Below are 13,448 nucleotides of genomic sequence, written 5' to 3'. Positions count from 1 at the left end.
CGACCCTGCGCTCGCACCGCGGCGGGCGGGCGAGCGGGGCGGCGCTCGCGAGCACGATCGCGATGCTCGTGATCGGCCTGAGCTTCCTCATCCCGCTGCTGTGGGTGGTGCTCGCGAGCTTCGACACTGAAGCTTCGCTGGCCATCTCCTGGCCGACAAGCTGGAGCCTGGGGAACTTCCAGGCGATCTGGAACGCCGAGACGACGTTCCGCCCGCTGCTGAACTCGCTGATCCTGTGCGGCGGCGCGACGCTCGTGACGATGAGCGCGGCGATCCTGTGCGCCTACCCGATGTCCCGCTACCGCTTCCGGGCCAAGCGGCCGCTGCTGCTGACGATCATCTTCTCCACCGGCCTGCCGATCACGGCGATCATGATCCCCGTCTACTCCCTGTTCGTGCAGGTGAACCTGATCGACTCGATGCCCGGGGCGATCCTGTTCCTGGGCGCGAGCTCCCTGCCATACGCCATCTTCCTCACCAAGGGGTTCATGGACGGTGTGCCGGTGGAGATCGAGGAATCCGCGTGGACCGAGGGAGCCGGCGTGCTCCGGGCCCTGTGGTCGGTGGTGATCCCGCTGATGCGCTCCGGCTTGGCGGTCGCGACGATCTTCACCTTCGTGAGCATGTGGGGGAACTTCTTCGTCCCCTTCATGCTGCTGCTGAGCCCGGAGAACCTGCCCGCGGCGGTGACGCTGTACACGTTCTCCTCGCAGTACGGGCAGGTGGCTTACGGGCAGCTCGCCGCGTTCTCCATCTTCTATTCGATCCCCGTGGTGGCGCTGTACCTGTTCTTGGGCCGGAGTCTCGGCCAGGGCTTCGCCGCCGCCGGCGGTGTCAAGGGCTGAGCATCCCGTCTCGGACCCCGCAGGGCCGGTGACGTCGCACGACGTCACCGGCCCTTACTGCATAAACCGACCAGTCGATCGCGAGCGATGGTGACAGGGCGCTGCGGTGCTCCTAGCGTGGGAGGTCCACCCCGAGATTCACGGAGGCCCCGCATGATGACCCCTCAGGACTCATCGCACCCCGCCCCTCAGTCCGACGACCCCGCCTCGGTGCTGCACCCTGCCGTGCAGGAGAGCGCAGTGGCCTTGGGCACCGAGCAGGGAGAGCCCTCCTTCCCCGCCCAGAACCAGGATCCGCCCGGCTCCACGGCCGCCATGATCCCCGTCCCCGACCACGGCGAGAGCTCCTACCGCGGACATGGGCGGCTGCAAGGACTGGTCGCTCTGATCACCGGCGGCGACTCCGGCATCGGCCGCGCCGTCGCGATCGCGTATGCCCGCGAGGGCGCCGATGTCGCGATCTCCTATCTCCCTGATGAGCAGGACGATGCCGAGGAGACCCGGCGCTGGGTCGAAGACGCCGGGCGCCGCGCTCTTCTGCTGCCCGGCGACATCCAGGACGAGGAGCTCGCCCGCTCCCTGGTCCGCGAGACGGTCGAACGGCTGGGACGGCTCGACATCCTCGTCAACAATGCCGCGTTCCAGTGGGGGCGTGGGGAGCCGCAGGGCATCGACGGCATCGATTCGGCGCGCCTGCACCGCACGCTCACCACGAACCTTGAGGCGCTGTTCTGGATCACCCAGGAGGCGGCGCGGCATCTGCCCGCTGGGGGATCGGTCATCAACTGCACCTCGATCCAGTCCTACGACCCCTCGGTCCCGTTGATGGACTACGCGGCGACGAAGGCGGCGATCAACAACGTCACCGTCAACCTCGCAGCTGACCTCGGCCCCCGCGGGATCCGCGTCAACGCGGTAGCTCCAGGGCCGATCTGGACGCCGCTGAACGTCGCCACGCGCACGGCCGAGGACTACACGGCCTTCGGCGGGAACACGCCGCTGGGTCGCGCCGGGCAGCCCGCGGAGGTGGCGGGCGCCTTCGTGTTCCTCGCGTGCCCCGCGGAGGCCAGCTACGTCTCCGGCACGGTGCTGGGGGTCACCGGTGGGCGGCCCGTCTTCTGACCTGCCGACGGCAGGCGGCGCGGCACGTCACCGGTCACGGCTCGCCGCGCCGCCACAGTGCTGAGGGCGACCACACCACCTTGCCGAGGTCCAGCACCAGAGCAGGGACCAGCAGGGTGCGCACCACGAAGGTGTCCAACAGCACGCCGAAAGCGACGATGAACGCCAGCTGCACGAGGAACAGGATCGGGATCACGCTGAGTGCCGCGAAGGTCGCGGCCAGCACGATCCCGGCCGAGGAGATCACCCCGCCGGTCACCGCGAGACCGCGGATCACGCCCTCGCGGGTGCCATGGATGAGCGATTCCTCCCGGACCCGGGTCATGAGGAAGATGTTGTAGTCGATCCCGAGGGCCACCAGGAAAACGAAACCGTACAGCGGCACCGCCGGATCCGCGCCCGGGAAGTCCAGCAGGTGGTTGAACACGAGGGCGGAGACGCCCATCGCGGTGCCGAAGGACAGCACCGTGGTGGCGATCAGTAGCAGCGGCGCCAGGATTGAGCGCAGCAGCAGCATGAGGATCAGCGTGATGACCACCAGCACCACCGGGATGATGAGCGCCCGGTCCGCTGCGGAGGTGTCATTGGTGTCCACCCCGGTGGCTGTCTCCCCGCCCACCAGGGCGTCATGGCCCTGGGACGCGAGCTCGGTGCGAGTGCTGCGGACGACGTCCTCCGCTGCCGCGGAGTCGGGCGCAGCGTCGAGCGTGGCCTGCAGCAGCACGTGTCCGTCGACGACGGTCGGCTCCGGAGCCGGGGTGCCGGGCGGGCCGAGCGGCTGGATCCCATCGGCGGTCACAGGGACCGCTCCGCTGGGGGAGTCCGCCGCGGTCACGGACACATCGCTCACGCCGTCCATCTCCCGCAGCAGATCCGCGATCTCCTGCAGCTCCTCCTTCGGGGCGATGACCTGCATGGGCGAGCCGGCACCGCCTGGGAAGTGCTCGGACAGGGCCGCCTGTCCCTCGCGGGCCGCTGAGCTGCCGAGCACGAACTCGGACTGCGGGACCCCGTCGGCCTTCAGCTGCAGCACCCCGGCGCAGCCGATCGCGAGGACCAGCGCGGTGAGGATCCACAGGGGGCGGGGGCGCCGAGGCACCCACTGGGCGATCCTGCCCCAGATCCCGTGCTCGGCCGGGTCGGTGGAATCGGACCCGAGCTCCGGATCGAAGCGGGGCCGACGGGGCCAGAACGCCACCCGCCCGGTGACATAAAGCAAAGCGGGCAGGAAGGTGAGCGCCGACGCCATCGCGAAGACGATCCCGATCGCGGCCACCGGGCCCAGGGTGGAGTTGGAGCGCAGATCGGACAGCAGCAGACACAGCAGGCCCGCGATGACTGTCCCACCGGAGGCGAGGATCGGCTCGAGCACGCCCTTGATGGACCGGTTCGTGGCGGTGAACCGATCACGGGCGTGCCGCAGCTCGTCGCGGTAGCGCGCCACATACAGCAGCGAGTAGTCCGTGGCCGCGCCGATCACCAGGATGAACAGGATGCCCTGGGTCTGCCCGGACAGCAGCAGGACGTCCCGCGCAGCGAGCTGCCACACCACGAGCAGCGCCACGCACAGGGCGAACATCGAGGTGGACAGCACGAGGATCGGCAGCAGCACCGAGCGGTAGACGATCACGAGGATGATCCCGACCGCTACCAGCGCCACCACGAGCAGCAGCCCGTCGATACCGGCGAAGGCATCGGAGAGGTCTGCGCTGAGCGCCGCGGGCCCGGCGACGTGCACCGCGAGGGACGTCGGCAGGTCCTCGGCGAGAGATCCCTGCACCGCCTCGATGCCCTCGCCCGGATCAGCCTCGGCATCCAGCGGCACGATGATCTGCGCCGCGAGGGCGTCCTCGGAGGGCAGCGGCGGGGAGACGTCCTCGGTCACGAGCTCGAGATCCGCGAGGTTCTCCGCGGCCGCAGCGAGCTCCTCGAGGGTCTGCTCATCCAGCTCCTGGTCGCTGGTGATCACGACGAACAGCGGCAGGGCATCGCTGTCTCGGAAGTCATCGGCCAGCTCCTGCACCTGGGTGGCCTCTGCCGACTCGGGCAGGTAGGTGGTGCGGTCATCGCTCGAGACCTCGCCGACGCGGCCGAACAGGGGGCCACCGAGGGAGGCGCCGATCAGCCACACGAGGATCAGGACAGTGGGGATGACGATCCGCAGCCAGCGAGGGGGAGCGAGTTTCTGCACCCGGTGGGTGGGCCCGTCGGGGCGGGTGCGCTTGGACATCGGGGCCTCCTGGAACGGCGGGGGAGCGGCCCCAGTCTCCCATAGGTCTCTCTCCCGGCGAGAGAACTTACCGGGCTGGTAGGCCTGGGTAGGATCCCGCCATGATGACCCCCTCCGCTGGCGCCGATGAGGACCGTGCCCCGACGGCGCCCGCGGAGTACACCCTGGGCGGAAGTGACCCGGCGGGCCTGCTGAGTGCAGCCCATGGGCTGCGGCCCAAGGACATCGAGAGCGTGGACCGCCTCATGGGCGCGATGGCGCAGCTGCGGGACGCCGAACGCGAGCTCAGCGAAGCCTCCTCGCGCTACATGCAGCTCGGCTCGACGGATATGCGCGCCCTGCACTTCCTCATCATGTGCGAGAACACCCGTCAGCTCGCCACGCCCGGTGCGATCTCGCGGCGCCTGGAGCTTTCGAGCGCAGCGACCACCAAGCTTCTGGACCGCCTCGAGGCGGCTGGCCATGTGGCGCGTGAGCCGCACCCCTCGGATCGGCGAACCGTGGTAGTGCGGATCAGTCCCTCCACCCGCGCGGCCGCGGAGCGGACCGTCGGCGCCGTGCAGTCCCGACGGGTGGAAGCCGTCAGTCGCTTGACCCCTGCCGAGCGCGAGACCGTCACCGCGTTCCTCCTGGACCTCGCGCGCCTGCTCGACGTGAGCGATGTCGACTGGGCGCAGGGGCCGACGGCGCCGTCGCCCACGGATCCCTGAGCGGCACCAGACGACAAAGGCCGCCGACCAGTATTTCAACTGGTCAGCGGCCTTCTTTTGCGTCGGGCTGGCGGGATTTGAACCCACGACCCCTTGACCCTCCTTTCACTATCTAGGGATTGAGCGGGGATGCGAGGGTTTCAGGCGTAGCGACAACGCATTACGCCTCTGGTTGGATACCGGTCAGTCCCGCTCGAACCCTCAGAATCACTGTTCTAGCGGTCACTGTTACGGTCACTTCAGCCACCAGCCTCAGCCGCCCACAGCGGCGCTGTAGAGCTCGAACAGGTGCGCGACGATGTCCTTCTCCTCCAGCCCCGGTTCGAGACCGTAAGCAGCATCCACGGCGGTGTCCAGCGCCGCGTGGGCAGCCGTCAGCTCGGGGAACATGAAATCGCGGTCGGGGTCGTACATCTGGGCGATGGTGGAGTCCGGGTACTTCGCCCGGGCGTCGAGCACCGCCTGGGCAAACTCACCGATCTCGGCCTGCTGGTCCTCGGTCGCGTCCGGCCACACGAAGTTGTTGTAAACCACACCGCCCGAGTAGCGGTAGTCCGACTTGAGGCGTCCGGCCACGGTGCGCATCCAGGCGTTGTGGGCCCGCGAGTGCAGCACGCCGAAGTGGTACATCGACGCGTCGGGCACCAAGAACACAAGGTCGCTGGCCAGAGTGTCCTCATCAAGCTTGCCCAGCGGAATGTACCTGCGACGCTCCGACGACACCTTCGGGATCAAGATCGACTCACTAGTCGGAAGATTCTCTACGTGGAATCGCATCGGCTTCGAGGCAATCGCCCGCGTGGGCGCGCTCTTGCTCTTCGCCCTGAAGTCGCGCACCGCCTGGATCCTCTTCACGGTCTCGGGCAGCTTGGCCAGCTCGGCCGGGGTAGCTTCCCCGACCCACAGCACCCAGCGCTCGACACCACGGATGAACTCCTGCGACCCGTACCAGCGCTTGAAGAACTTCTCAGCGCCGGGCTCCAGCGCCAGGAAGTTCACCTTCTCCTCCGGCGCGAACAGGTAGTTTCCGCCGTCGATGGGCTTGTTCCCGATCCCGATCTCCGGCACGTCGCTCAGCGGCTTGCTCCGGTTCCACACGAACACGTCCGGGGCGTCCTTGAGGTAGGCGTTCAGCTGCGCCGGGTGCTCCAGCTCGGGCTCGGCGTCGACGGTGACGTAGTGGTACAGCCGCTTCGGTCCGCCCAGCTTGGAGAAGCCGACGATGACCACGAACACCGCTGCCTGCCCGGCCGCGTCGCTCACCCAGCGGAAGGTGTCGTGCGCGAAGTCGATCCGCACGCCCAGGTCGTAGATCGGCGACCACACGTTGGCGACCTGCTCGCCCTGGGCGATCGAGTTCGTCGAGACGAACGCCGCCCTGATCGGGTGATCTCCCATGTACTGCGCGGCCTTCATGAACCAGCCCGAGACGTAGTCCACGTTCCCGGAGTTGCGCGCACCGCCGAACACCTCAGCCAGCTCGGCCTTCTGACCGGAGTCCTGGTAACGAGCACCCCGGAACGGCGGGTTGCCGATGATGTACGTGCACTCGGCCGGGTCGAGCACCTCGGTCCAGTCGACCTCCAGCGCGTTGCCCAGCACGATGTGGGCCGAGTCCGTCAGCGGCAGGTCCTCGACCCCCTGGTACACGATCGAGGAGGTCTCGGCGTTGGCCTGGAGCTCGGCGATCCACAGTGCCGTCGATGCGACGTTGACCGCGAAGTCGTTGATCTCGATGCCGTGGAACTGGCTCAGGCTCACCTTCAGGGGCGAGTCCGTTTCCTTGAAGCCGAACACACCCTGGTCGCTCAGGAGCACCGAGAGCACCTTGTTCTCCAGCTTGCGCAGCTGCAGGTACGTCTCGGTCAGGAAGTTGCCCGAGCCGCACGCCGGGTCGAAGAACACCAGCGAGGCCAGCTTGTCGTGGTACTTGCGCAGATTGTTGCGCCGCTTCGTCTCACCGACACCCTCCTCCAGGAGGATCGCATCCAGCTCGGCCTTGAGCGCGTCGAGGAACAGCGGGTCGATTAGCCTGTGGATGTTCTGCGGGCTGGTGTAGTGCATCCCTCCGGAACGCCTGGTCTCCGGGTTGAGCGTGGACTCGAACACGCCGCCGAAGACCGTCGGGCTGATCTCGGACCAGTTCGTGCCGTCGCTGACCTCGTCCAGCAGAACATCCACGATCTCCTGGGTGAACTGCGGCACCTCGACGTCGGCCTCGAACAGCCCGCCGTTGACGTACGGGAACTCCTTCAACGTGTTCGACGCGTAGGGGTCCCTGTCCTCCGGCTTCGTCTTCAGGTAGGCGAACAGCTCCTTCAACGCGCTGCGCACGTACTCGGCCGGGAGTAACTTCAGGTAGCGGTAGAACGCGTTCTTCGGGAAGAGCCCCGCGTCCTCGGCGAACAGCAGGAACACCAGCCGCACGCACAGCACGTTCAGCGAGTGCTTCGACTCGGCCGAATCGGGGTCGACGTACTGCTCGCGGACCATGTCGTAGACCTTGCCGATCAGTGCGCCAGCGTCGAGGGAGACCTGCTCCTCGCGCTTCTGGCGGGCCAGCTGCGGGTCGATCAGGAAGTCCAGCAGGTGCAGCTGCTCGGGCAGCTCCGACAGCTGGAACTCGACATAGTTCTGCTCCGGCTTGGACTGGTCGAGGTCGTGGATGCGGAACGTGGAGAAGTTGCAGACGATGATCGTGTCCGGCCGCTCCGAGTTGCGCAGCGAGTTGGCGTACCGGCGAGCCTGCTGGAACGGGGTGACCAGCTCTCCCTGGCGCAGCTCAGGCTTGTCCAGGTCGACGCCGATCGACTTCTGCTCCACCACGGTCTTCGCATCGCGGATGGTCACGTCGATGTAGCCGCGATTGTCGGTCTGGTTCTCGAACCGCACGTTGGTGGTCACGTCCTCCATACCGACCACGTCGCGCAGCAACTCCAGCCAGAACGAGGCGGTGTCGCCCTTCTCATAGCCGCGACCCGCCCACGCCTGTGCGAACTTCCTCGCACGGTTCTTGCGCGCCTGCCTGTCGAGCTTCGCCTTACCCATCAACACCCTCGTTTCGCTTGTACTTCAAGGCTATCGGAGCCATACGACCCCAACTGCTCGCACCGCTGACGCGGTGCCGGGAGCCCTCTTGGAACAAACAGACCCGTTCACCCAGGAGGACTCCATGATGACCAAGACCACCGACACCACGCCCCGCGTGTGGCCCCGTGCCTCGCCTGCTACAACAACGGGAGGCTCGTAGGCCGCTGGGTCGACTGCACCGACGCCGACTGTCCCGCGTCAGACTGTGTGGCAGAGTCCGTTAGTTGCGGGCCTTACCCCGCGCGAAGGTCTCCGAGCAGTCCGTAGGAAACTGGAAACGACAATTCCTCGAAGGAGGGCGCTCTGGCGTGGCTGCCGGGAAATCGAAACCGAGCAGCCGCGAGCAACAACTCGAGGAAGAAATAGCGGATCTCACCCAGGCGCTTGGCGAGGCTCACCTCGAAGCCCGCGTGTGAAAGAAAAGTGCTGAGGGCCGCCTGGGCCCTTCGAGGGCCTCAAGATGATCCGCCAAGAAGCGGGCATGTCAACCTCGAGGTTCTGCGAATTATTCGACATGCCCGAGCGGACCTGGCGTCGCTGGCAATCTCGCCACTGGAACGGTGAAAGCGTTCGCGGTCCGTGGCCCACGCCCGTACGCGATGCCGCCCATGACATGGTCATCGACAAGGCGCAGAAACATCCCGCCTGGGGGCATCGGAAGATCTGGGCGATGATCAGATACGAGGGCGGGCAGGCCTCAGCGTCCACCGTCATGCGGATCATGCAGGACGCGAACCTCCTGCTGCCCACCAACTACCAGAAGCACCGACGCGACCTGGCAGGCGCCAGGAGAGCGGCGTTCGCTGAGACGCCCACCGGAGCGAACCAGGTGTGGCAGCTGGACTTCTCCGGGTTCGAGACCACCACCGGCGGGACCTGGCGGATCGCTGACTGCCGGGACTACTGGAGCAAATACGAATACCCCTGGCATATCTCACCGACCGCCAATCAACACGATGCCATCGAAGCGGTCGAGCTTGCCCTTGCCGAGTATGAAGAGCTGGCCGGAGCGCCATTCATCGACTCCTGCAACATCTCGCCCGATGGCGAGATTGAGCCATGTCTCACTACTATCATTGACAACGGTGGCCCATTCCGGTCGTTCCGGTTCGAACACTTTATCACGTCACATCCCGAACTGCGTCACGTCCGCACCCGCGTGAAGTCTCCCGGGCGGAACGGTTCACGAGAACGCGGATTCGGATCCCTCAAGTACGAACGGCTCTACCGAGAAGAGATCCACGGCGCACTGGAGCTGACCCGCCACGCCGAGGAGTACCGGCTGGAGTACAGCACGGTGCGGCCCCACGAGGCCATCGCCTGGAGCCGGCCCCTGGACGTCCACCTCGGGCGCGCCAGCCTCGACACCCCCAACTTTGCTGGCCCCATAATCCTGCCAACAACTTGATACGGGACACCAGCACCTCCCCGAGGCACTGGAGATCCCCCTCCTGAAGTACGAGCGCGGCCACGTTTGGAGGGCCACCCTCAACACCCTGCTGTTCGACAAGCTGCCCGAGGCCGCGCGCATCCGCCTGCTCGGTCACACCGAGGTGGTCAACCGCCAGTTCTACACCGCCGTGGCCGACACTCAAGAGCGTTGTCGACGCGGCCGCCGTGCTCCGGGCCGAGCCGGAAGAACCTCGGAACTAGCGGTCACTTTAGCGGTCACATTGACCTCAAAAACAACGATTCCCTAGCCAGAAACCAGTTCTCACTAGGGCATTCGTCGGGCTGGCGGGATTTGAACCCACGACCCCTTGACCCCCAGTCAAGTGCGCTACCAAACTGCGCCACAGCCCGCGGACTCTCCGTCGCCGGAGAACCAGGGGATACCTTACCCCCGCAGCGACGCGAAAAGCGAATCGACGAGCGCGTGACCTGCGGCACCTGTGTCGTCCCCAGCGGCGCGGGGCGCGGTGCGATAGTGAGGTTCGTGAGCCCGGTGCACATCCCGTGCGCCGCACGCCACCGCAGGAGGAGCCGATGGTCGACGAGAACGCACTGCAGCACTGGCGGGACGCTCTCGCCGAGCAGCCCTCGGGCTGGGACTTCTCGAGCATCACCGGCTACCGGGAGGGCCAGCTGCCCTGGCGCTGGGAGACCCAGGTGGAGAACCTCGCCGCAATGGCGGATCGCGTACTGGACCTGGGAACCGGCGGGGGAGAGATGCTCGCGCAGCTGGCCCCGCTGCTGCCCGACGGCACACTCGCCACGGAAGGCTGGGAGCCGAACCTCCCCATCGCCCGCGAGCGTCTCGCGCCGCTCGGCATCGAGGTGGTGCGCTATGACGCCGACCAGCCCGGCGCGCTGCTGCCGGTCGAAGCGGGGGCATTCGACCTCATCCTCGCGCGGCATGAGCCCTACGACCCCGCCGAGATCGCTCGCGTCCTGCGGCCCGACGGCGTGCTGCTGACCCAGCAGGTCGGCGCCGATGACCTCCATGAGATCCGCGCAGCCTTCGGAATGCCGCCGCACGAACAGGAGGCGAGCCTTGAGAGCGCGGTGCGCGAGCTCACCGCGGCAGGACTGCGCGTGGACCGGGCCGAGCCGTTCCATGGCCACTACGAGTTCGACGATGTGGCGAGCCTGCTCGCCTATCTGCGGCGCGTGCCCTGGGATGCTCCCGCGGACCTTGATGTCGACCGCCACCGCGAAGTCCTCGAATCCCTCCATGAACAGATGCGGCACGGCCCGCTCACCGCAACGCTGTCCCGCTTCCAGATCCTGGCCCGGGCGCCGCAGGCGCCCGATGAAGGGCGCACGGACTTCTCGATGCTGCTTGGGGAGGACCTCGATGTCCCGCAGGTGTGATGTCCGGCGGCGTGGACCTCTGCCCGCGGTTCGACCCACGCTGCTGCGCATCCCGGCCTAGTCTGCTGGTATGCGCGCATCTGGGTGGAGGTCGCGGCCGACGCGGACCACATTGCACGGTGAGACGCCGTACTCGCCGACGTCGCTGCTGCGCGCCCTCACCGCCGACCCCTACCAGGTCGATCCGCTGCGCGCGCAGAACGATCCCGCCGCGGAGCCGACGCCTCCGGACACGCCCGCTACTCGCACGGTGACGTTGCTGCTGGCCATCGCCCTGGGATTCACCGTCGTCATCGCGGTGGCCGATCTGCGGGCCGAGGCCACCTCCGCCGATGGGCCGCGGGCCCTGCTCGAGCAGGAAGTGCGCGACAGCCGCGCCGAGGTGGCGGAGCTCGAGACGCTGCAGGAAGAGCTCGAAGGGCAGATCGCTGAGCACCAGCAGACCGTGCTCGAACGGGAGGACTCCGGTTCCGCCGAACGACTCGCCGAGGCCGAGGGCTCCGGCGCGGCCGTCGCCATGGAAGGCCCCGGCGCCGTCCTCGTGCTCGAGGACTCCGCACCGCTGCCCTCAGCCTCCGGCTCCGGGGTGATCAATCGCGTCATGGACGCCGATGTGCAGGTCGCGGTGAACGGCCTGTGGGCAGCGGGGGCGGAAGCGATCGCAGTCAACGGCCAGCGGATCTCTGCCACGAGCGCGATCCGCACCGCAGGGTCCGCGATCCTCGTGGACTTCCGCCCCTTATCCCCGCCGTACCGCATCACCGCCCTCGGCGACCCAACCGCGCTGCAGGAGGCCTTCACCGCCGGCGAAGCGGGCGCGTACTTCGATGAGCTCACCACCCGCTACGGCATCTCCGTCAGCTGGGAGACACCGGACCAGCTGACCGTTCCCGCCCGCCCCATCGGGACGCTGCGCGAAGCTGCGCGGGTCCCGGAGGCCGGGGATCAGCCCGCCCCCGACCAGACTCAGGAGGACCCCTCGTGATCGCCATCATCGGATTGGTGCTGGGTGTGCTGCTCGGCATCTGGCTGCAGCCGGATGTACCGGTCTACCTGCAGCCGTACCTGCCGATCGCCGTGGTCGCCGCCCTCGACACTTTGGCCGGGGGTCTGCGCGCGAGCCTGGACGGCGCCTTCGACGCGCACGTGTTCATCACCTCGTTCCTGTTCAACGTCCTCATCGCAGCATTCCTGGTGTTCCTCGGCGACCAGCTGGGGGTGGGACCGCAGCTGTCCACCGCCGTGATCGTAGTGCTGGGCATCCGCATCTTCTCCAACGCTGCGGCGATCCGCCGACAGCTGTTCCGGTCATGAGCGACGGGACGCGGATCCCGGCGGACCGGGAACAGCAGCGGCTGGTGTGGCGGCGCCTGCGCGGCACCCTGGCGCCGCGCGCGAACTGGTCGCAGGCCATCGTGGGAATCCTCTGCCTGCTGCTCGGGATGACGTTCGCGGTGCAGGTCAGTCAGGATGATGACTCCCTCGAAGGGGTCTCCCAGCAGGAGCTCGTGCGATTGCTGGACGAGTCCGGTCGGCACGTCTCCGACCTCGAGGTGGAGAATGCGGAGCTCGACCGCACCTTGCGCACCCTGCAGAGCGATGACGAAGGGGCCGTGGCCGCCCGCGAGGCCGCTCGCAAACGCCTGGACGATCTCGAGATCCTCGCCGGCACAGTGCCCGCCCAGGGCCGCGGCGTGATGGTCTCCATCGCGGACCCCGAGCGGGCCGTGAAGGCCTCAACGCTGCTGGGTGTCGTGCAGGAGCTGCGCAATGCCGGTGCGGAGGTGATCCAGATCGGCGAGGTCCGGGTGATCGCCTCGACCTCCATCACCACCTCACCGGATGGCGCGCTGCTGGTGGATGGGGTCGCTATCGCATCGCCGTACACGGTGCTCGCCATCGGCGATCCGGCCGTGATGGAGCCCGCCCTGCGCATCCCAGGTGGCGCCGCGGACTCCGTGGCCTCCGACGGGGGGACCCTCGCCGTGGCGGCCGAGGAGGAGATCCAGATCGACGCCGTGGTGACTCCCCAGGAACCAGAGCACGCCAGCCCGGTCAAATGATCGTCAAGGCTTGGCCTGTCCTCGCTGTTGAGGGACCAATGCCCGGGCCCGACATGCGAGGATAGAGGGGCTCGACCCCGCGGTGAGGATGACCCGGGCGCGTGGCGATGAAGGAAAGGGGTGCGCGGTGGCAGACAACACCGAGTGGAACGACGCGAATCTCGACCACACGTCGAAGCTCAGCGCGATCTCCCCCAGCGACCCGCTGGAGGAGCAGGAGCCGAGCCTGTCGGCGCAGGATCACCGCGCCATCGACAACCTCCCCCCGCGCACCGCCCTGCTGATCGTGCGCAAGGGCCCGAACCTGGGCGCACGGTTCCTCCTGGACTCCGACACCACCGTGGCCGGGCGGCACCCCAAGAGCGAGATCTTCCTCGATGACGTGACGGTCTCTCGCAAGCATGCCGCCTTCGTGCGCGATGGCGAGGGCTTCGTCGTGCGGGACCTGGGCTCCCTCAACGGCACCTATGTGCACGGTGAGCGCGTGGTTGAGGCTCGCCTGGAGTCCGGTCAGGATGTCCAGATCGGCAAGTACCGGCTGACGTACCACCCGTTCCACGGGACGGCCTGAGCC

At 67.5% G+C, this 13,448-nt stretch carries 11 protein-coding genes and 1 tRNA gene; 9 read left to right on the top strand and 3 right to left on the bottom strand.

Translation table 11 applies throughout. From position 1 onward, the window contains the following. Positions 1-62 precede the first annotated feature (62 nt). Positions 63-845, top strand: coding sequence for a carbohydrate ABC transporter permease (locus MU407_RS03405; protein WP_246955386.1), 783 nt, complete (start codon positions 63-65; stop codon positions 843-845). Positions 846-998: 153 nt separating this feature from the next. Continuing rightward, complete coding sequence (locus tag MU407_RS03400) at positions 999-1,967, top strand: SDR family oxidoreductase (RefSeq protein WP_281507591.1); 969 nt, start codon at positions 999-1,001, stop codon at positions 1,965-1,967. 34 nt (positions 1,968-2,001) lie between these two features. Here MU407_RS03400 and MU407_RS03395 read toward each other — a convergent pair whose 3' ends face one another. After that, positions 2,002-4,197, bottom strand: a complete 2,196-nt coding sequence (locus tag MU407_RS03395; protein ID WP_246955349.1) for an MMPL family transporter — start codon at positions 4,195-4,197, stop codon at positions 2,002-2,004. 101 nt (positions 4,198-4,298) lie between these two features. Between MU407_RS03395 and MU407_RS03390 the strand changes: the two genes are divergently transcribed. Further along, positions 4,299-4,907, top strand: coding sequence for a MarR family transcriptional regulator (locus MU407_RS03390; protein WP_102235963.1), 609 nt, complete (start codon positions 4,299-4,301; stop codon positions 4,905-4,907). 252 nt (positions 4,908-5,159) lie between these two features. Here the strand turns inward: MU407_RS03390 and MU407_RS03385 are convergent, their stop codons facing one another. Then, positions 5,160-7,955 (bottom strand): DNA methyltransferase, encoded by a 2,796-nt coding sequence (locus tag MU407_RS03385; protein WP_246955346.1) that lies wholly within the window; start codon positions 7,953-7,955, stop codon positions 5,160-5,162. Between the two features lie 523 nt (positions 7,956-8,478). Here MU407_RS03385 and MU407_RS03380 point away from each other — a divergent pair. Then, positions 8,479-9,405: an integrase core domain-containing protein gene (locus MU407_RS03380; protein ID WP_246955344.1), complete on the top strand. Its 927-nt coding sequence runs from the start codon at positions 8,479-8,481 to the stop codon at positions 9,403-9,405. 321 nt (positions 9,406-9,726) lie between these two features. On the opposite strand, the gene MU407_RS03375 is transcribed toward MU407_RS03380, so the two are convergent. Continuing rightward, positions 9,727-9,800: transfer RNA gene (locus tag MU407_RS03375), tRNA-Pro, on the bottom strand. Between the two features lie 183 nt (positions 9,801-9,983). On the opposite strand from MU407_RS03375, the gene MU407_RS03370 reads away from it, so the two are divergent. The 5 genes from MU407_RS03370 (at position 9,984) to MU407_RS03350 (ending at position 13,445) form a co-directional block, all read left to right on the top strand. Further along, positions 9,984-10,811 (top strand): class I SAM-dependent methyltransferase, encoded by an 828-nt coding sequence (locus MU407_RS03370; protein WP_246955342.1) that lies wholly within the window; start codon positions 9,984-9,986, stop codon positions 10,809-10,811. A gap of 70 nt (positions 10,812-10,881) precedes the next feature. After that, entirely contained in the window at positions 10,882-11,796 is a 915-nt protein-coding gene (locus MU407_RS03365) for a DUF881 domain-containing protein (protein WP_246955340.1), read from the top strand. Continuing rightward, positions 11,793-12,125 carry a small basic family protein gene (locus tag MU407_RS03360; RefSeq protein WP_246955338.1) on the top strand — a complete coding sequence of 111 codons (333 nt, stop codon included), beginning with the start codon at positions 11,793-11,795 and terminating at the stop codon, positions 12,123-12,125. Before MU407_RS03365 ends, MU407_RS03360 begins: the two co-directional genes overlap by 4 nt. Further along, positions 12,122-12,874: a DUF881 domain-containing protein gene (locus MU407_RS03355; protein ID WP_246955335.1), complete on the top strand. Its 753-nt coding sequence runs from the start codon at positions 12,122-12,124 to the stop codon at positions 12,872-12,874. The genes MU407_RS03360 and MU407_RS03355 overlap by 4 nt, the downstream gene beginning before the upstream one ends. A gap of 127 nt (positions 12,875-13,001) precedes the next feature. Next, positions 13,002-13,445: an FHA domain-containing protein gene (locus MU407_RS03350; RefSeq protein WP_246955333.1), complete on the top strand. Its 444-nt coding sequence runs from the start codon at positions 13,002-13,004 to the stop codon at positions 13,443-13,445. Positions 13,446-13,448 lie beyond the last annotated feature (3 nt).

The sequence above is a fragment of the Brachybacterium sp. Marseille-Q7125 genome, from assembly GCF_023062615.1.
In the GTDB taxonomy this organism is placed as follows: Bacteria; Actinomycetota; Actinomycetes; order Actinomycetales; family Dermabacteraceae; genus Brachybacterium.
This window is presented reverse-complemented; position numbering and strand designations above follow the sequence as displayed.

Coding starts and splice junctions, on each gene's coding strand:
- MU407_RS03405 (WP_246955386.1), top strand. CDS start 63: ATGCTCGTGATCGGCCTGAGCTTCCTCATCCCGCTGCTGTGGGTGGTG.
- MU407_RS03400 (WP_281507591.1), top strand. CDS start 999: ATGATGACCCCTCAGGACTCATCGCACCCCGCCCCTCAGTCCGACGAC.
- MU407_RS03395 (WP_246955349.1), bottom strand. CDS start 4,197: ATGTCCAAGCGCACCCGCCCCGACGGGCCCACCCACCGGGTGCAGAAA.
- MU407_RS03390 (WP_102235963.1), top strand. CDS start 4,299: ATGATGACCCCCTCCGCTGGCGCCGATGAGGACCGTGCCCCGACGGCG.
- MU407_RS03385 (WP_246955346.1), bottom strand. CDS start 7,955: ATGGGTAAGGCGAAGCTCGACAGGCAGGCGCGCAAGAACCGTGCGAGG.
- MU407_RS03380 (WP_246955344.1), top strand. CDS start 8,479: ATGTCAACCTCGAGGTTCTGCGAATTATTCGACATGCCCGAGCGGACC.
- MU407_RS03370 (WP_246955342.1), top strand. CDS start 9,984: ATGGTCGACGAGAACGCACTGCAGCACTGGCGGGACGCTCTCGCCGAG.
- MU407_RS03365 (WP_246955340.1), top strand. CDS start 10,882: ATGCGCGCATCTGGGTGGAGGTCGCGGCCGACGCGGACCACATTGCAC.
- MU407_RS03355 (WP_246955335.1), top strand. CDS start 12,122: ATGAGCGACGGGACGCGGATCCCGGCGGACCGGGAACAGCAGCGGCTG.